Origin of the sequence: Streptomyces sp. NPDC020597 (assembly GCF_044335095.1) — a bacterium.
Classification (GTDB): domain Bacteria; phylum Actinomycetota; class Actinomycetes; order Streptomycetales; family Streptomycetaceae; genus Streptomyces.
Window position 1 is genome coordinate 89611 of the sequence record NZ_JBIRUL010000004.1, and the last position, 18243, is coordinate 107853.

Sequence of the window (18243 nt, forward strand, 5' to 3'; positions counted from 1 at the left end):
CTGTCCCGTCTCACGTCGTGCCGCTTGGTGCCGCGTCGCCGCGTCCCGCCTCAGTCCGTCACCAGTGCCATGACGAAGCCGTCGTACCCCTTCTCGCCCACCGTCTGCACCGCCGTCGCGGTCAACTTCGGGTGCCGGGAGATCAGTTCGGTGAATGTGCGGACTCCCTGGACGCGCGGGTCGGTGCTCGCCGCGTCCGTGACCGCGCCCTCGCGCACCACGTTGTCGCCGACGATGACGCTGCCCGGCCGGGTCAGCCGCAGCGCCCACTCCAGGTAGAGCGGGTTCGAGGGCTTGTCCGCGTCGATGAAGACCAGGTCGAACGGCTCGGCCGGCCCGCCCCCCGGCCCCGGCTCGGCCGCCAGGAGCGGCAGCGTGTCCGACGCCTTGCCCACCCGCAGGTCCACGACGTCCCGCAGGCCCGCCCGCGCGATGTTCGCCGCCGCCGTCCGCGCGTGCCGTTCGTCCGCCTCCAGTGTCACCAGACGGCCGCCCTCGGGCAGGGCGCGGGCGAGCCAGAGGGTGCTGTAGCCGCCGAGGGTGCCGATCTCCAGGATCGTGCGGGCCCCCCGGATGCGGGCGATCAGATGCAGCAGCTTGCCCTGGTTGGGCGCGACCTGATGGGGCGGCAGACCCGCGGCCTCGCTGCCCGCGCCGGCCGCGAGCAACGCGTCGTCCTCCTCCACCAGCAGGTCGTTGAAGTAGGCGTCGACGGCGGTCCAGGTCTGCTGCACGGCGGGTCCCCTCTCGAACAGGTGAGTTCCTTATGGGAACTTACTAGTTCGGCCGGTGCACCGTCCATCAACTTTTCGGCGATCGGATGAGTCCGAACGGCTCCGCGCGCGTACTTCTCTTCGTCCGGGTCCCCACCGGGCGAAGACACGACGGCGGATTCCCCGACGGGCAGGAGGAACGGTGGCACTTTCGCGCAACATGATGGGAACTATTTTCGTGGGGGGCGCGCTGACCCTGACACTCAGCGCCCTCGCGTACCCGTCGATGCTCGGCCTGGACACCGTGTCGACCTCGGGTGACCGGATCATCGCCAACACCCAGTGGGGACCTCTGACCGAGAGCGACCGGGACTTCGTGGTGAAGGTCCGGGCCGCCGGGCTGTGGGAGTACCCGCTGGGCCAGATCGGACTCCAGAAGAGCCAGACCCCGGCCGTGCGCACCGCCAGCAACCACCTGATCGACGGTCACGGCGCGCTGGACACCAGCTGCCGCAAGATCGCGCCGATGCTGAACATCCAGCTGCCCAACGTGGCCAGCCCGCAGCAGGAGGGCTTCGTCACCCAGCTGAAGGCGGAGAGCGGCAAGCAGTTCGACACCGACTTCGCCAACATCCTGCGCATGACGCACGGCTCGATCTTCAACACGATCGCCAAGATCCGGTCCACGACGAAGAACACGCTCGTGCGCGCACTCGCCGACCAGGCCAACGACACCGTGCTGGACCACATCACGGTGATGGAGAAGACCGGTCTGGTCGACTTCGACACCACCCTGTTCAACCAGACGACGCCGCCCAAGCTGCCCCAGTCGGACATGACCCCCCCGGTCCCGCCGGCCGGCCAGCCCATGGTCGTCCTCAACCCGCCGCCGACCGCCACCTCCACCCCGCTGGACCTCAGTGGTGTCGTCAACGGCAACGCCCAGCCCGGCACCGGCCAGTAGCAGGCCCCTCGGCCCGCGCCGCCGGGGCGCTCACGCCAGCCAGACCGTCGTGTCCGGCGGCAGCGTTCCCGTGCCGCTGCCGTCCGGGGCCGGGGGCGCGCTGCTCAGCAGCACCTCCCCGGCCGGCAGCGGCACGGGCGTGTCCGACAGGTTCGCCACGCACCGCCAGCCGTCGGTGCGGGCGAACGCCAGCACGCCCGGAGCGGGATCCGGCTCCCAGGTGAGCTCCTCGCCGGCGAGCAGCTTGCGGCGCAGCCGCAGGGCCGTGCGGTAGAGCTCCAGGGTGGAGCCCTCGACCCCGTCCTGCGCCTCGACGGCGTACCGCGCGAAGGCGGGGGGCTGGGGCAGCCAGGCCCCCGCGGGCCCGAAGCCGTACGACGGCCCCGCCGACGTCCAGGGCAACGGCACCCGGCACCCGTCGCGGCCCTTGCGGGTGTGCCCCGACTGCTCCCACACAGGGTCCTGGAGCACTTCCACGGGCAGGTCGGCCACCTCGGGCAGGCCCAGCTCCTCCCCCTGGTAGAGGTACGACGAACCCGGCAGCGCCAGCATCAGCAGCGTCGCCGCGCGGGCCCGGCGCAGGCCGGCCGTCTCGTCGACCTGCGGGGCGAGTCCGTCCGACAGGAGCCAGCCGCCGTCGTCCGTGCCGGGCGGGAGCATGAGGCGCGAGGCGTGGCGTACGACGTCGTGGTTGGAAAGGACCCAGGTCGCCGACGCGCCGACGGCCCGGGCGCCGGCCAGCGAGCCCGTGATGACCGCACGGATCGCCTCGGCGTCCCACACCGCCTGCAGGTACTCGAAGTTGAACGCCTGGTCGAGTTCGTCCGGGCGGGCGTACAGGGCGCGGCGGTCGCCCGGCACCCATGCCTCGGCGACGGCGGTGCGGGGCGGGGTGTACGCGTCGAGGACGCGCCGCCAGTCGCGGTAGATCTCGTGGACCTCGTCGCGGTCGAAGAAGGGGTGCGTGCCCGGAGCGAGCCGGGCGAGGCCCGCGTCGCCGCTGAGCTCCGGCGCGCCCAGGTCGCGCAGGGGCTCGGCGAGGTCCTTGGCGAGGGCGTGGGCCACGTCGACGCGGAAGCCGTCGACGCCCCGGTCGGACCAGAAGCGCAGCGTGGTGCGGAAGTCCTCACGGACCTCCTCGCGGTCCCAGTTCAGGTCGGGCTGCTCACGGGCGAACAGATGGAGGTACCACTGGCCGTCGGGGACGCGCTGCCATGCGCTGCCGCCGAACACGGACTGCCAGTCGGTGGGCGGGAGCACGCCGCCCGGGCCGCGGCCGTCGCGGAAGACGTAGCGGTCGCGGGCGGGCGCGCCGGGGCCTGCGTCCAGGGCCTCCTGGAACCAGGGGTGCCGGTGGGAGGTGTGGTTCGGCACGAGGTCGACGATCACCTTCAGGCCGAGCCGGTGGGCCTCGGCGGCGAGGGCGTCGAAGTCGGCCAGGGAGCCCAGGCGCGGATCGACGTTCCGGTGGTCGGCGACGTCGTAGCCGCCGTCGGCGAGCTCGGACGGGTAGAAGGGGGAGAGCCAGAGGGCGTCCACGCCGAGGGCGGCGAGATGGGGGAGCCGGCCGGTGACGCCCCGCAGGTCCCCGAGGCCGTCCCCGTCGGCGTCGGCGAAGCTGCGCGGATAGACCTGGTAGACGACGGCCTGCCGCCACCAGTCGGGTCGATGGGGGGAGAAATCGGTCATGCACGCAAGTCTGTCCACTGTGCCCGGAAAGTGAACGTCGGACTGTTCGGAACAGATCATTCCGTACGTGGGGAACAGGTGACGGAATCTTGAACTCACACGGGTTTGACGCAGGTTGACAGCGGTCCGGCATGCACACGACGATGGGTCCACGCTGTGGCCTCTGTGACACGTGTGGCCTTCGTGGCAGCTGTGACCGACGAGCCCGGCGGCCTTCTCCGCTGCTCCGCTGCTCTCCTGACGCCTTCCGCTGATGCCTTCGGCCTCTGATCCGGACCAGTCAGCCCGGCGACTCGCCAAGAACGGGATCCGTATGTCCATAGCGCGAACTGCCACCGTGCGCCGCCTGCTGGGGGCGGGCGCCGTGTCGCTCACCCTGTGCGCCGCCTCCGTCGCCGCCGCCTCCGTCGCCTTCGCGGGCACCGGGACGCCCGGCGGCGACGGCTGGAACTCCGGCGGACACTACCGTCCGGGGACGGGTGCGGGCACCGAGACGCAGACCGACCGCTGCCAGTTCTCGCTCGACGGAACGCACTTCTTCGACTCGGTGCGCGTCGACGACCAGAACCTCAAGCCGACCGAGGACGGCAAGATCCACGTCAACGTCCGCGCCGCCGGCGACGCGACGACGTGCACCGCCTCCCTGGCCTCCTACCTCGCCCACGGCTCCAGCTTCGCCACCTCCGGCGAGCAGGTCTTCGTCGACTTCGACACCGTGACGGTCAAGCCCGGCGGGTCCGAGAGCCTCGACATCGCCGTGCCCGACGCGGGCTGCTTCGCCCAGATCGACCTCTACCGCGGCGCGGTCAGGTTCGACGGCAAGCTCGACGCGAAGGACGGCTTCGTCCACGGCGACCTGCCGAAGGGGCCGAACCGCCCGGTCATCAAGGACAAGCTGATCGCGGCCTGGAACGGCGGCACGAAGGACTGCACGGTCACCGAGCAGCCGCCGCCGGTCACCCCGCCGTCGGGCAGTGCCTCCGGCAGCCCGTCCGGCAGCCCGTCGGGCACGCCGTCGAAGCCGTCGGACAGCGACACCACGTCGCCGTCCCCGTCGCCCTCCGACAGCGGCTCGCCGACCCCGTCCGCCTCCGAGTCGACCACCGCGCCCGCCCCGACGCCCAACGGCGGCGGCGGCGACCTCGCGGAGACCGGCGCGAGCAGCGACACGCCCCTGATCGCGGGCGGCGCGGCGGCCCTGCTGGCGGGTGGCGCGGCGATCGTCGTCGCCACGCGGCGCCGCAAGGCCACGCGCGCCTGACGCCAGGACCGGCGCCGGCCCCGAGCCGGCGCCGAGGCCGGGTGACACGGCGAGTGACGGGACGGCCGTACCGGATGACCGGGCGGCCGTTCCGCCGTTCCTAGACGCCCTCCACCGCGGTCAGCCACAGCTTCACGTAACGCTCCACGTCCACGTCCAACGCCACGTCCACGAGGGCCTGTTCGCGCACACCCTCGTGGATCTCGGACTCGCCGGGACGCGGCCTGCGGTCGACGACCGTCTGGCCGCGGGACGGACCGGGGGCGAGGGAGACCTCGACCGGGAGGAGCTCGGTGGTCAGGCCCGCCGGGTCGGCCACCGCGCAGAGCGCGCCCGCGTCCCCCAGGCCCCCGGTGGGCGTGGGATCGCCGGAGCTCGCCGGGTCACGGTGCGCGAGGAGTGCGCCCGCGAGCTTCAGTCGCGGCTCCGCGCTCGCCCGCAGCCGCGCCACGTCCGCCGCCGGGACCAGGACCCGCTGGAAGACGTCCAGGCCGTACATCGTGATCGGCACGCCCGCCGTCAGCAGGATCGCCGCCGCCTCCGGGTCGTGCCACACGTTGAACTCCGCGACCGGCGTGGCGTTCCCCGTGGTCACCGCACCGCCCATGAACACGATCCGCTCGATGTTGCGGGTCACCTCCGGATGGGTGCGCAGCAGCAGGGCGATGTTCGTGAGCGGCGCGGTGGGGACCAGGGTCACCGGGCGCGGGGAGGCCAGGATCTCGCGGCGCAGCAGGGTCACCGCGTCCACGTCGACCGGGCGGCGGGTGGGGGCGGGCAGGCCCAGGTCGCCCATGCCGTCCTGACCGTGCACGTGCGACGCCGTGCGGACGGGCTCGATGAGCGGGCGCTCGGCGCCCCGCGCGACCGGGATGTCCCCCGCGCCCGCATGCTCCAGCACGGTCAGCGTGTTGCGGACCACCCCGTCCACGTCGGTGTTCCCGGCCACACAGGTCACCGCCCGCACGTCCAGGCCGGGATGGCGTACGGCGAACAGCAGGGCGAGGGCGTCGTCGACGCCGGTGTCGCAGTCGATGATCACGGGAATGGGCTGCTCGGGCACTTCGCTCGCCTCGCTCGGCTCGGCCGACTCGTTCGCCTCGGTCACCAGGGACTCCTTCCGCACCACGGTCGTCCACGACCCTATGCGGGCGCGGGCTCACTCCCACAGCGCGGTACCGCGCGCCGCCGCCCGCTCGGCGATCCGCGCGACCAGGTCGCGGGCCGGCAGCTCACCGGGGCGGCGGCCGTCGCGCAACCGTAGTGCGACCCGCTCCGCACCTGCCTCCCGCTCCCCGATCACCGCCTGGTACGGCGCGAGCCGCGCCGCCCGCACCCGGGCCCCGAGGCTGCCCTGCTCGGGACCCGCGAGCTCCGCTCGCAGCCCGGCGGCCGACGCCCGGCCCACCAGCTCCTCCGCCGCGTCCCGCTGCGCCTGCGACACCGGCAGCACGACCAGCTGCACCGGCGCCAGCCAGACCGGGAACGCACCGCCGTGCTCCTCGATCAGGTGGGCGACGACCCGCTCCACACTGCCGACGACGCTGCGGTGCACCATCACCGGGCGGTGCTTCGCCCCGTCGGCGCCGACGTAGTGCAGGTCGAAGCGTTCGGGCTGGTGGAAGTCGATCTGCACGGTGGAGAGGGTCGCCTCGCGGCCGGCGCGGTCGGTGATCTGCACGTCGATCTTCGGCCCGTAGAAGGCGGCCTCGCCCTCTGCCTCCTCATAGGCGACGCCGGCGCCGTCCAGGACCTCCCTGAGCAGCGCGGTGGCCCGCCGCCACAGCTTCGGGTCGGCCACGTACTTGCCGCCCTCGCCGGGCAGCGAGAGCCGGTGCCGGGAGGCGCTGATGCCCAGGTCGGCGTAGGCGCGGGCGATCAGGGCGAGCGCCGCGCGGGCTTCGTCGACCGCCTGCTCCAGGGTGCAGAACACGTGCGCGTCGTTGAGCTGGATGGCCCGCACGCGGGTCAGTCCGCCCAGCACCCCGGACGGCTCGGAGCGGTACATGCCGCCCAACTCGGCGATACGCAGCGGGAGTTCGCGGTAGCTGCGGGAGCGGGAACGGTAGATGAGCGCATGGTGGGGGCAGAGACTGGGCCGCAGGACGACCTGCTCGGCCCCGAGCTCCATCGGCGGGAACATGTCCTCGCTGTAGTGCGCCCAGTGGCCGGAGATCTCGTACAGCTCGCGCTTGCCGAGTACCGGCGAGTACACGTGCCGGTACCCTGCGGCCCGTTCGGTCTCCCGGACGTACTCCTCCAGGGTGTGCCGGACGATCGCCCCGTCCGGCAGCCAGTACGGCAGACCCGCGCCGATCAGGGGGTCGGTGTCGAACAGCCCGAGTGCGCGGCCGAGGCGGCGGTGGTCCCGCTCGTGACCGGCGTCGGCGCCCTCGCCGTCCTCTTCCGGGCCGTGCCCCGGGGCGAGGCCCCGACCGGGAGCGGGGCCCTGACCGGAGGCGGAGTGGCGGCCGGGGGCGAGACCGTGGCCGGGGGCGGAGTGGTGGTCGTTCACGGATGGGGCTCCCTCGCTCGGGGCGGGGCGAGAGACCGGGAACGCGGAAGCCCCGGGGCGCTCACCCCGGGGCTTCGGACATCCAGTCATGGATCAGCGCGCCGGGACGGTCTCCGGCGTCGTCGTGCGGGACGGCTGGGCGCGCTTCACGCCGCCACCGTAGCGACGGCGCAGCACGGCACGCCATCCCTTTTCCCGCCCTCGCCCACCCGCCCGCACCAACGCCGGTAACCCGTACGGACCGCCGCGCTGGTCCCCCCGGCGCACCGGTGCTGACGTGGGAGAAAGCACCCCGGATCGCCCGGCGCCGGCATCGGCCCGGCGCCCGCGCCCACTCCTGGAGGCACCCCCGATGACCCGCCGCCCTCACCTGGCCTCCACGCTCCTCCTCACCGCCGCCACCGCCCTCACCTCCGGCTGCGCCACCCTCGGCCTGGAGCATCCGCCGACCGCCGCTCCGGCCACCCCCACCGTCGAGCGGTCGTCGGCCAAGCCGTCCGCGCCGGCCGCGTCGGCGGGACTGACCAAGGCGCAGGCGCAGGCCGCCCTCATCACCGAGCGGGACCTCGGCGCGCCCTGGACCGCGACCCGCGGCGCCGCGACCTGGCGGGACGGGATGCTCAAGGCGACGGCCTCACCGGCCGACTGCGGGCGGCTCCTCGACGACCTCTACGCCGACGAGCTGCTCGGCGGACCGGTCCGCGCGGTCGTCGCGCTCGACGACCCGGACTCCGGCGCGCAGCTGCGCTACCAGCTCACCGGCAGTCGCCCGGCGGACGTGGACCGCACGCTGGCCCGGTTGAGGACGCTGCCGCAGACGTGCGCCCGCTTCACCGCCAAGGCGGCCGACGGGGCGGTGCTGGACGTGCAGGTCTCCGAACTGCCCCTGCCGGAGGTGGGCGACGCCCGGCAGGGACTCCGGGTCACGGTGACGCGCTTGGCGGGCGCCGTGCCGAACGCCCCGGAGAACGCCGGACAGGACCCCGCACAGGACCCCGGACGGGAAGCCGCCGAGAACGGCGGCGATCCGACGGTCCTCACTCTGGACGTCGCCGCCGTACGGGCCGGCGAGGACGCCTTCGCCCTCACCAACGGCGGTCTCGGCGACGTCCCCAACGCCGCGACGCAGGCGGCCGTGCAGTTGGGCGTGAGCCGGCTGACGGACGTCAGAAAGCAGGGGCGGGTGCAGATCTGAGCGTGCGTGGGCGCCGTGGGCGCCGTGGGCGCTGCGCGGCGGTGCTCCCTCTCAGAAGTCCGGGTCGTCGAACCGCGTGCGGTGCTCGACCACGTCGTGCGCGAGTTCCAGCACCGTGCGGTCCCCCGCGAAGGCGTGCCCCCGCAGGAGCGCCAGCGCCTCGTCCGCGGGGACGCCGAGTTGCGCCATCAGCATGCCGACGGCCCGGTACACCTCACCGTGATCGGTGGCCAGCGGGCTGAGCCAGAGACCGGCGCCGTCCGGGCCGTCCTGCTCGTCCCGGGGCAGCGCCAGCAGCACCGCCGTCACGACGTCGGCCACCGCCCGGGCGGTGCGCACCTCCTCGGCCGCCAGCTCGCCGGGGACGTCACGGTAGAGGTCGAGCGTGCCCACGCACACCGCGCGGTCGCCCAGCGGCAGCGCGTACACCGACCGGACCCCGGCGGCCGCCGCCTGCTGCGCGAACACCGGCCAGCGGCCGGCGTCCCGGTCCGAGGTCAGGTCGGGAGCGGCGACCACGGCGCCGGTCTCCGCGGCCTCCAGACCCGGCCCGTCCCCCAGCGTGACCTCCATCTCCAGCACGTACGCCGCGCCCTTCCCGCTCGCCCCCAGCGGCACCGGCATGCCCTCGCCGCGCAGCGAGACGCTCGCGCCGCTCACGGGCAGCAGCTTCAGCACGGCGTCGCACAGCCGCTGCGGGACGTCCTGGGCGACGGCGTCGCCCGTCTCCCTGGCGATGACGTCGGCGACCCGGTCCCGCTCCCGGTCGGTCACGCCCGTCACCTCCGTCCGCCGTCCCGCCCGGCCGTCCGCGCGGCGCGGCTTCCGTCGGCCGAGTACCCCGGGCCCACCAGGGAAACCGGTGCTGCCGGGGCCGTCGGAAACCGGTGCTGCCGGGGCCGTCGGAAACCGGTGCCGCCGAGGCCGTCGCGCCGCGGGCGGGCGGCGCGGGGCGGGCGGCGCGGGGGCGGGACTGCCGGGGGAGGTCGCGTCGGGGGGCGGGGGCTACAGGGGAGGCTGTGCCGGGGCGGGTCCCAGCGTGGTCGTCCCGGGGGCCGTGCGGTGACCGAGACCCGTGCGGTACGCGTCGAGCGCCGCCTCCACCCGCCCCGTACGCCGCAGCAGGTCCCCCAGCATCCGGCACAGGTCGGCGAGGTCCCCGGCCGCGCCCGCACGCTCCAGCAGGCTGAGGGCGCGCACGTAGTGCTCCTCGGCCGCCTCCGTGTCGCGGGCGTCCTCGGCGATGATGCCGAGGAGGCGGTGGGCGCCGGCCGCGTGCACGGCGCCGCGTTCGGGGGACAGGTCGCCGAGCACCTCCCGCAACAGCGCGGCGGCCTCCTCCGACCTGCCCCGGCGGTGCAGCACGTCGGCCAGCTCCACGGCGACCTGACTGCTGTAGAGGACGGCGCGCTGCGCCGAGAGCATGGCCTGCGCCTGCCTCAACTCGTCCTCGGCACGCCCCATTTCACCGTTCTGGGCGTACACGTAGCCGCGCATCCAGTGACAGTTGGCGAGTTCGGTGCGCAGCTGGAGCTGGCGGTACAGCTCGGCCGCCTTGGCCAGCGAGGCGTCGGCCTCCGCGAGCCGCCCCTCGGCGAGCAGCGTGCGGGCCACCGAACGGTGCATCCGGGCGACCAGCGCGGGGTCGGCGACCTGCGGCGCGAGCGCCAGGGCGAACTCGGCCGCCTGCGCCGCACGGGCCGCCGCCCCCATGTCCATGTACGGGCCGATGACCGACGCGTACAGAAGCAGGAGCGCGTCCGGGTCGTGCAGCCCGCCCCGGTTGAGCTCGTCGAGTGTGGACTCCAACAGGTAGACCGCGTAACGCAGTTCGCCCGCCAGGTAGTGGGCGACGGCGCGGCCGCGCAGAGCGGGGACCCGCGCGGGCAGCGGGGCCCCGGCGAGACGGCTCTCCGCCCGCTCGAAGAAGTCGCGGGCCGCGTCCAGGTCTCCGGTGTCGATCCCGCACTCGCCGAGCCCGAGCAGCGCGCCGGCCTGCTCCTCGTCGAGCGCGTGCCGCTCCGCCTCCGCCAGCAGCGCGCGGTACTGCCGTGCCGCCTCCTCGGCCTCCCCGGTGGCCAGCAGGCGCCGGGCCTCGGTCAGCCGCAGCCGCAGATCGGTGACGAGGCGTGCGGGCCGGCCGGTCGCCAGTTCCTCGAAGTCGACGCCGAGCCGCTCGGCGAGGTGCCTGAGCGCCTCGTCGGAGGGCCGCACCCGGCCCGCCTCCAGCGTGGAGACATAGGCAGGGGTGTAGGTCGGCTCGGCCAGCTGGCGCTGGGTCAGTCCGCGCTCGACGCGCAACCGCTGCACCCGGCGTCCGACGACCTCGGGCTCGTCCCGCTCCATCACTCCCGGCTCCCCCAACCGACCTTGCGCCTCTTGCCGTTGGAGCATTCCAGCCCCTAGGTTAAACAGTGAGTTAAGCACGCTTAACCGCTTGCTGACGTGCGTATCGCAGTCGCCGACGTTGCGAGGTAGCCGTGTCCGGAAACCCCTCCGCGCGCCCTTCCGCACGCCCCACCGCGCCGTATGCGAGAGCACTCGCGGCGGCACTGGTGACCGTCACGGCACTGATCGCGGCCGCCAACGCGGGCCCGGCCGCCACCACCGACACGGTTCCGTCCTCGCCGACGGCCCAGCAGGACGCGGCCGGCCGCCGCTGACGCCGCGGGCCGGGCGGGTCCCGGCCGCAGCCGACGCACTCCTCCGACGCGCCCCGAAGCGGTCCGGGGGCGTGACGGAGTCGGGCGTCCCCGTCGGGCGGAGTCGTTGCGGTCGCCGTTCCCGGTCATGCCGTTCCGGCAGTCGCCGCCCTCCCTGCCGCCCGCTCCACCACAGTGATCAGCGCGGGCGCCGGTCAGTCCGCGCACACCTTCCGGTACGGCACGCCGGGCACGTACGTCCGCCACTGGGCTCTGGTCGGCCCGGCCCCTCCGGCCCGTGCGCACACGGTCTCGACCGCCCGCTCGGGGTCGATCGGGTACCGCTGCAGCGGCACGTGCGCGCTGCCCGCGTACACCGTGCCGCCGTCGGCGCCGAAGGCGACGGTGTCGATCCGCTCGCCGGACGTCGTCAGGGGTGAGCCCAGCGGCTGCTGCGTGGCGACGTCCCAGAGCTGCAGGCTGCCCGCCTCACCACCGACCGCCAGCGTCGTTCGGTCGGGGCTGATGGCGAGGGCGCTGACCGCTTCCGAGGTGTCGCCGAAGATCCCGTCGCCGATGTCGTCGGGGAGGGCGGGGAACACGTTGCGCAGGATGCCTGCGCGTTGGCGCAGCCGGCCGTCCCACAGTGCGACCCTTCCCGACTGGTCGCCTGCCGCCAGCAGCGAACCGTCGGGGGCGAAGGCAAGGGCGCCGATCCCCTCGCCCTGGACGAGGTCCCGGTCGCCGGCCTCACCCGCCGGCAGGTCGGCGACCTCGTTGTCGCCGACCAGGAGCCGGCCGTCCGGGCGGGCGGCCAGGTGATTGCTGGACAGGGCGGGGAGGACCGCCGCCCTGCGGTCGTGGGCCGTGTCCCAGAGCTCGTTGCTCAGCGTGCCGACGCCCTCGGCGTCGGCGGTGGAGAGGTGGGCGCGAGTGAGGTAGAGGGCGCGGGCGCCCGGGCCGAGGGTGAGGCTGACCACCGCACCGGTCGACGTCTGCGCGGCCAGGTTCAGGGTCGTGCGGACACGGGCCTCGGGGACGTCCCAGATCGTGAACGGCTGCCGGGACGTCTCGCTGCTGGAGGACGAGACGCCGTAGGCGAGTGCCCTGCCGTCGGGAGTGAACGCCAGCAGTGCGGAGGTGTCCTGCGGATACACCGGGAACGCGGGGTCGGTGGGCGCCGGGAACCGCGGCGAGGGCAGCGTGCGCAGCAGATGTCCGTCGACGGTGTCGCGCAGTTCGACGCGGTAGCGGCCGCCGGTGCGCCTCGCCGTGGCGAGGGTGCGGCCGTCGGGGCTGAGCAGCACCTTGTCCATCGGGGGCTCCTGCCAGGCGGTGGTCACGGCCGCGGAGACGTCCAGCGTGTGCACCGTGCCGCCCTCCAGGTAGCGCAGCACCGCACGCGAGGCGTCCCAGGCCAGGCCGCTGTACAGATGCTGGTTGTTCAGGGAGTGCCGGAACACCGGGGCCGCGACGCCCGGCCGCCACACCCTGATCTCCTGCGCGTCGGCGGTCGCCAGGAACCTCCCGTCCTCGCTGAAGGACACGCGCGTCACCCCGGTGTCCTGGAGGTCGGCCAGCTGCCGCCCCGACCGGACGTCCCAGACGAGCACCCCCGTCGGGGTCAGCGCGGCGAGCTGTCGCCGGCCGCCGAGCACCAGCAGCGCGCCCTCCCGGCCGCAGATCTCACCCGAACCTTCCCAGTGGCCGTGCACCGTGCGCCTTGCACGCAGGTCCCGTACCAGCGGCGGGCCTCCGCCGGTCGGGCAGGCCGCGACCAGCCCGCTGTCCGGGCTCGCCGCCACCACCGCGGTGTCGTCCGCCGCCGTCCGGAACAGCGTTCGGCCGTCCGCGATGGAGCGCACCTGCACCTCCGGGTCGTCCGAGTCGGACACGAGGTAACTGCTGCCGGAGAACTCCACGAGGGACGAGTCCGTCAGCAGGTCGCCGCGCCACCGCCCGGCAACCGTGTCCCACAGCCGCGCCCCGCCGTCCTCCAGGAGCGCCAGCAGTCGCCCGTCGGGGCTCGCTCCCACCACCTGGCTGTACTGCGGCAGCCGGCCGGACCCGGTCCGCCGGTGCCGTGCCACGTCCCAGGTCCGCCACTCGCGCCCCTCGACGCTGAGCAACGTACGCCCGGAGTCCGTGAGATACCGCGAAAGGCCGTCACCCGACGCCGGGTCGCCGAAGGTGTCGAGTTCCCGCTGGCCGAGCGAGCCCAGCAGCGCGCCGCGGGTCTCCGGAAGACGGGCCGTCCGCCAGGCGGCGACGCCGAGGATCTGCGCGGTGCGCGGGTCCGTGGTGCGCAGGGCGTCCGCGACGGAGGCGAGCCGCCGGGCCGCGTCCTCGGTGGCGCGGCGCTCGTTGTCCCGGCTCTGCGTCCAGGCTGACAGACCCGCCACCAGCGCCATCACGAGGACGGTCGACAGCACGCCCAGCGCGGTCCGCGCGCGGCGCGTCGCCCGGACGGCGTCCCGGCGTTCCGCGTCGCGGGCCGCGCACGCGGCGATCAGGAACTCCCGTTCCGTCGCGGTCAGGACGGGGTCCCGCGCGGGGTCCGGGAAGTGCTCCCCGGCGTGGTCGAGCCGGGCTCCCCGGTACAGGGCTCCGGGATCACGGTCGTGCTCCAGCCAGGTACGGGCGGCCTCGGTCAGGGCCCGGTGCCGGCGCAGACGCTCGCGATCCTGGTCGATCCAGCCCAGCAGTCGCGGCCAGCAGGTGATCAGCGCCTCGTGGGCGAGGTGGACGCCCTCCTCGTCGGCTGTCACCAGCCGGGCGCGGGCCAGCCGCTCCACCACGACCGGGACGTCGGGGTCCGCCCACTCGTCGAGTTCGGCGCGGGTGAGCGGGCGGCGGGTGTCGGGGGCTCCCCGGCCCGGCTCGATCATCCGCAGCAGCAGCTCCCGTGCGGCCCGTCGCCGGTCCGTGGTGAGCTGCCCGTACACCTCCTCCGCGCTGGCCGCGATCGCACCGCGCACCCCGCCCGTCGCTTCGTACGCGGCCAGCGTCAACATGCGGCCCTTGCGCCTGTGCCAGGTCTCCAGCAGGGCGTGCGAGAGCATCGGCAGGCCACCGGGCTGGTCGAGGACCTCTTCGACGATCTTCGTGGTCAGCTCCCGCTCCACCAGGTGCCCGACCGCCTGCGCCGGTCTGACCACCGCCTCGCGCAGTTCGTCGGCGGTCATCGGGCCGACCAGGAGTCCGGCGCCGCGCAGGGCGTCGGCCAGGTCGCGGTGCTCGGCGCAGCGGGCGTAGAAGTCGGCGCGTACGGAGATGAGGACCCTCAGCCGGCTGTCCGGGTCGCGGGCGGCGAGCAGCAGGCCGAGGAAGCGGGCCCGCTCGGCGCGGTCCCGGCAGAGGGTGAAGACCTCCTCGAACTGGTCGACCACCACCCAGCTCTCCGGCTCCCCCTCGGCGGGCGCCAGCAGATGGCCGTATCGCTGCGCGGGCCGGTCTCCCGGGGTGAGGACCCGCAGGACCGACGGCCGGCCCCGGGCCGCGATCTCCTCCCTGAGCCGCGGGATGAGCCCGGCCCGCAGAAGGGACGACTTACCGCTCCCGGACGCTCCGAACAACACCGCGAACCGGTGGTCGCACACCAGCCGGTTCACCTCCTCGACCAGCCGGTCCCGGCCGAAGAACAGCTCACGGTCGCCCGGCTCGAACCGGGTGAGCCCCCGGTACGGCGCCGCGTTCTCGTCCTGCGCACGTGCCGTTCCCGCCGCCTCGGCCTCGGCCTCCTTCCAGCGGGCCTCCCACTCCCCGGCATCCGCCCCGCACGCGCCCGCGTACCCGCGGACCACGGCGAGCGACGGCAGCCGCTCGCCGGCCGCCGCCTGTGACAACGTTGTCGCGGAGAACCCGGCCGCTTCGGCCATGGCCCGGTAGGACAGGCCGCCGGCCGCCCTGCGCAGTTCACGCAGCTCGTGGGCGAGTCGCTGAACGGGACCCGCCGACGGGTCCAGCGGTCTCTCGGGACGCCCCATGCGCTCGTACCTCCGTACACCTGACGAAAGCGACATCAGGAGCGATGACCATACGGCCCGTCCCGTAACACCCGGGTTGCGCCCAGGTGAACGAAAGGGAACGCCGGACGATCAGTCGCCTCCCCGGCCGAATTGATCGGCCTGGCCGACGAACATGCCAATCAACGTTCCGGTTGCGAGCGTCGGTGACGGAAACGCCGGACCACCGGCACCCCGAGCATCTGGAGAACAGCGCGATGTCCCGAATCAACCTCTTCCGCAAACTGCGCGCATCGACCGTCGTCCCGGCCGCCCTCGTCGGCGCCCTCGCCGTCACCGGGGTGAGCGGGCTCACGGCGGGGCACCAGGCGTCGTCGACCGGCGGACAGGTCCAGCTGGTCAACGAAACGGTGCCGACCGACGGCATGAGCTACGACCTGACGACGGGCGTCCACAAGGACCTCGCCCACCGGTACGACTCGATCATCCGCGACATCCGCGGCCGGGTCAGGGGCACCCCCCTCTACGGCGGCACCGTCCTCACCCGCAACCGGACCGACTACTTCCCGGTCACCCTGGCCATGGGCCGCAACCAGATCACGCTGGTGCTCGACGCGAGAAACCTGTACGTCGTCGGCTGGCGCAACGACGGCACGAACGTGTACTACCGGATGGGCGCGGGGCCCGCGACCTACGCCGGGGCGCATCCGGTGAACCTGTCCTGGCTCAACTACAGCAACATGGAGCAGAAGGCCGGCATCGGCCGGGACAGTCTCGGCATCTCCCTGAGCAGCATCCAGGGATCGATCAGCGACCTGGGCAACCTGCACTACCAAACGGCCGGACGGGACCAGGCCCGGGCCATGCTGATCCTCACCCAGGCCTTCGCCGAGGGCGCCCGCTTCGACTTCATCTCCTCCCGCGTCAGCGAGGCGATCAGGGGCGGCCACAGCTACTACCCGGGCACGACGTCGACGATCAGCTCCGACGGGTCGAGCAGCAGCAGGTTCAACGTGACGGGCATGGACTTCGAGAACAACTGGGGTGGCCTCTCCGACGCCCTCCAGGCCGCGACGCACAACCACACCGCCCCCCACTACCCGATCGGCGAGGGCTTCCTCTCGACGCTGGCGGCCATCGACGCCCAGCTGGCCGTGGCGCTCTGGCACAAGTTCTGACGACGCCGTGACGAGCCGCCCCCGGCGGGACACTTCCCCGTGCCCCCGGGGGCATCCCCCTCCCGCCCCGGGGTGCTTCCCCTGCCCCGCCGGGGGCTTCCTCGCGGCGTGCGTCGCGCGGGAGGCGCGACCGCGTTCCAGAAGACCATCGAGCGGTCCACGACCACGACCCGGACGACTGCCGCCCGGCCGACGACGCGAACACCCATGCCATCCGTTCGACCCGTACACGTACGGTCACCGACGGCTCCGGAGAGTTGATCGCCCTGGTGAAAGAGGGTGCCGATCAACTCTTCCGGTTGCCAGCCTCAGTCTCGTCACCCCGGATCCGCACGACTTGCGGACCCGCACCTCGCAACGGGAGTAACCGAGCATGTTCAAGACAACCGAGAAGACCACGATGTCCCGCGTCCGCAAGGCCGCCCTGGTCGCGGGCAGCGCCGCCGCCCTGGCCGTGGGCTTCGCGGGCAGCGCGTCCGCCCAGATCCTGCAGCCGCTGAGCGCGCAGGCCTCCGCGTTCCAGAGCAAGTACCAGCCGTTCTTCGACTACACGCAGAACAGCTGCTACCCGGCGACGGCCGTCGACGCGAACGGCCACGCCAACGGTGGTCTCGAGACGACCGGCACGACCGCCGGCGGCTGCCACACCGACCACCTCGGCCAGGCCAACACCTACGTCCGCACCGCCTGCGACGCCAACTGGTGCGCGTACATGTACGCCCTGTACTTCGAGAAGGACCAGGGCACGGGCGGCCTCACCGGTCACCGCCACGACTGGGAGAAGGCCGTGGTCTGGCAGAAGCGGGGCGCCGAGACGCCCTCGTACGTGTCCGTCTCCCAGCACAGCGGGTTCCAGACGAAGGCGTTCAAGCAGACCAACCACGACGGCAACCACGTCAGGGTCGTCTATCACCTGGACGGTGCGACGACCCACGACTTCGTCTTCGCCAACGCCGGACAGGTTCCGCAGGCCTGGGGCAACCACCAGTGGGACGCGCCCGACCTGATCGGCATGGACAAGATGAAGACGAAGTACCCGAAGGCCTTCAACAAGCTGTGGACCTTCGACTGGTCGGGCGACGACGCCGGCCAGGGCGCGACCGGCGCGAACTTCCCCCTCCAGGACTTCCAGGGCCACTTCTCGAGCGGCCTGAACACCGCCCGGAACAGCGTGAACAAGGCGTTCCCGAACGCCATCCCGTCCTTCAGGCCGAACCTCGCGCTCTGACGTCCGTCCCGCCCCGAACGCGGCCGCCGACGCACCGTTCTCCATTCGCGTCGGCGGCCGCGCGTCCCGGTCACCCCTGGGTCTGCAGTTCCCGCAACTGCTGCTGGACGTGGTCCAGCGCGCCCTCGCGCCGGCCCGGCACCCGGGCCCGCAGCTCCGCGATCGCCTGCCCCAGCGCCCGGGCCCGCGCCGCGTCGGGGATCCGCCCCCACTGGTGGTGCGCCCGGTCGGCCGCCGCCTCCACGGCGGGCGCGTCGACCGGCTGACCGGCCTCCAGCCGGGCGAAGGCGACCGTCATCCAGGTACGGCAGCTGCGCTCGGCGTCCCCCGCGAACATCGCCAGGTCCGCCCGCACCTCGGCCCAGTGCAGCGCCTCCTCGGAACCGGACCCGTACGACGCTGCCGCGGCCTGCTCCAGCCCGGCGGCGAGCACGTCGGCGTCGGCGTGCCGCCCGGACCGGACGGCGGTGGAGATGGCCGCGTGCGGATCGAGGTCGCGCCTCTCCCGCCCACCCCGGGACACCCCGCCCCCGGCGGCCCCCGGCGCGGGAACCCGGGACCGGGAGGTCACGGCCGTCGGCTGCGCGGGAGTCGGCTCCGCGGGAGTCGGCTCCGCGAGGACCAGACCCTCGGACGCGGCGGAGACGGGGACCCCGACACGCACGGCAGAGGCGGGAGCGGGGACGGGGGCAGGAACAGTGGCGGTGACGGGGATGGGGGCGGGGGTCACGGCCGGGGCCGCGTCGGAGATCCGCACCGGAGCCGCGTCGGCCGGTACCGCCGGTGCGGCAGAGGAGGGCACAGCCGGCACATCGGCGGGCACGGCCGAGACGGGGGCGGCCCCGGACGCGGAAGCGGCGGACGCGACCGCGTCGGCCGGCGGGCCGGAGACG

At 73.8% G+C, this 18243-nt stretch carries 12 protein-coding genes and 1 pseudogene; 5 read left to right on the forward strand and 8 right to left on the reverse strand.

Going from position 1 to position 18243, the window contains the following annotated elements:
* Positions 1-50: 50 nt before the first annotated feature.
* On the reverse strand, positions 51-734 hold the full coding sequence (locus ACH4ZA_RS09010) for an O-methyltransferase (RefSeq protein WP_398428647.1): 684 nt from the start codon (positions 732-734) through the stop codon (positions 51-53).
* Between the two features lie 202 nt (positions 735-936).
* Between ACH4ZA_RS09010 and ACH4ZA_RS09015 the strand changes: the two genes are divergently transcribed.
* Complete coding sequence (locus ACH4ZA_RS09015; protein ID WP_319276003.1) at positions 937-1677, forward strand: DUF4142 domain-containing protein; 741 nt, start codon at positions 937-939, stop codon at positions 1675-1677.
* A 30-nt stretch (positions 1678-1707) separates the two neighbouring features.
* On the opposite strand, the gene ACH4ZA_RS09020 is transcribed toward ACH4ZA_RS09015, so the two are convergent.
* Positions 1708-3366, reverse strand: coding sequence for a glycoside hydrolase family 13 protein (locus ACH4ZA_RS09020; protein ID WP_398428648.1), 1659 nt, complete (start codon positions 3364-3366; stop codon positions 1708-1710).
* Between the two features lie 313 nt (positions 3367-3679).
* Here ACH4ZA_RS09020 and ACH4ZA_RS09025 point away from each other — a divergent pair, with 313 nt between their 5' ends.
* Positions 3680-4627 (forward strand): LAETG motif-containing sortase-dependent surface protein, encoded by a 948-nt coding sequence (locus tag ACH4ZA_RS09025; protein ID WP_398428649.1) that lies wholly within the window; start codon positions 3680-3682, stop codon positions 4625-4627.
* A gap of 100 nt (positions 4628-4727) precedes the next feature.
* On the opposite strand, the gene ACH4ZA_RS09030 is transcribed toward ACH4ZA_RS09025, so the two are convergent.
* Both ACH4ZA_RS09030 and thrS read right to left on the reverse strand, forming a co-directional pair.
* Positions 4728-5690, reverse strand: a complete 963-nt coding sequence (locus tag ACH4ZA_RS09030; RefSeq protein WP_319276004.1) for a nucleoside hydrolase — start codon at positions 5688-5690, stop codon at positions 4728-4730.
* A gap of 96 nt (positions 5691-5786) precedes the next feature.
* Complete coding sequence (gene thrS, locus ACH4ZA_RS09035) at positions 5787-7142, reverse strand: threonine--tRNA ligase (protein WP_398428651.1); 1356 nt, start codon at positions 7140-7142, stop codon at positions 5787-5789.
* Positions 7143-7494: 352 nt separating this feature from the next.
* Between thrS and ACH4ZA_RS09040 the strand changes: the two genes are divergently transcribed.
* Positions 7495-8337 carry a hypothetical protein gene (locus tag ACH4ZA_RS09040; protein WP_319275936.1) on the forward strand — a complete coding sequence of 281 codons (843 nt, stop codon included), beginning with the start codon at positions 7495-7497 and terminating at the stop codon, positions 8335-8337.
* Positions 8338-8388: 51 nt separating this feature from the next.
* On the opposite strand, the gene ACH4ZA_RS09045 is transcribed toward ACH4ZA_RS09040, so the two are convergent.
* The 3 genes from ACH4ZA_RS09045 to ACH4ZA_RS09055 all read right to left on the reverse strand — a co-directional run bounded on the left by ACH4ZA_RS09045 (position 8389) and on the right by ACH4ZA_RS09055 (position 14965).
* Entirely contained in the window at positions 8389-9111 is a 723-nt protein-coding gene (locus tag ACH4ZA_RS09045) for a GAF and ANTAR domain-containing protein (protein WP_398428653.1), read from the reverse strand.
* Positions 9112-9342: 231 nt separating this feature from the next.
* Complete coding sequence (locus ACH4ZA_RS09050) at positions 9343-10686, reverse strand: tetratricopeptide repeat protein (RefSeq protein ID WP_398428654.1); 1344 nt, start codon at positions 10684-10686, stop codon at positions 9343-9345.
* A gap of 508 nt (positions 10687-11194) precedes the next feature.
* On the reverse strand, positions 11195-14965 hold the full coding sequence (locus tag ACH4ZA_RS09055; RefSeq protein WP_398428655.1) for a helix-turn-helix domain-containing protein: 3771 nt from the start codon (positions 14963-14965) through the stop codon (positions 11195-11197).
* A 185-nt stretch (positions 14966-15150) separates the two neighbouring features.
* On the opposite strand from ACH4ZA_RS09055, the gene ACH4ZA_RS09060 reads away from it, so the two are divergent.
* Positions 15151-16122, forward strand: a complete 972-nt coding sequence (locus ACH4ZA_RS09060) for a ribosome-inactivating family protein (protein WP_398428656.1) — start codon at positions 15151-15153, stop codon at positions 16120-16122.
* 373 nt (positions 16123-16495) lie between these two features.
* Entirely contained in the window at positions 16496-17350 is an 855-nt protein-coding gene (locus ACH4ZA_RS09065) for an NPP1 family protein (RefSeq protein WP_398428657.1), read from the forward strand.
* A gap of 70 nt (positions 17351-17420) precedes the next feature.
* Here ACH4ZA_RS09065 and ACH4ZA_RS09070 read toward each other — a convergent pair.
* A pseudogene (locus ACH4ZA_RS09070) lies at positions 17421-17840 on the reverse strand (hypothetical protein); the annotation flags it as partial.
* Positions 17841-18243 lie beyond the last annotated feature (403 nt).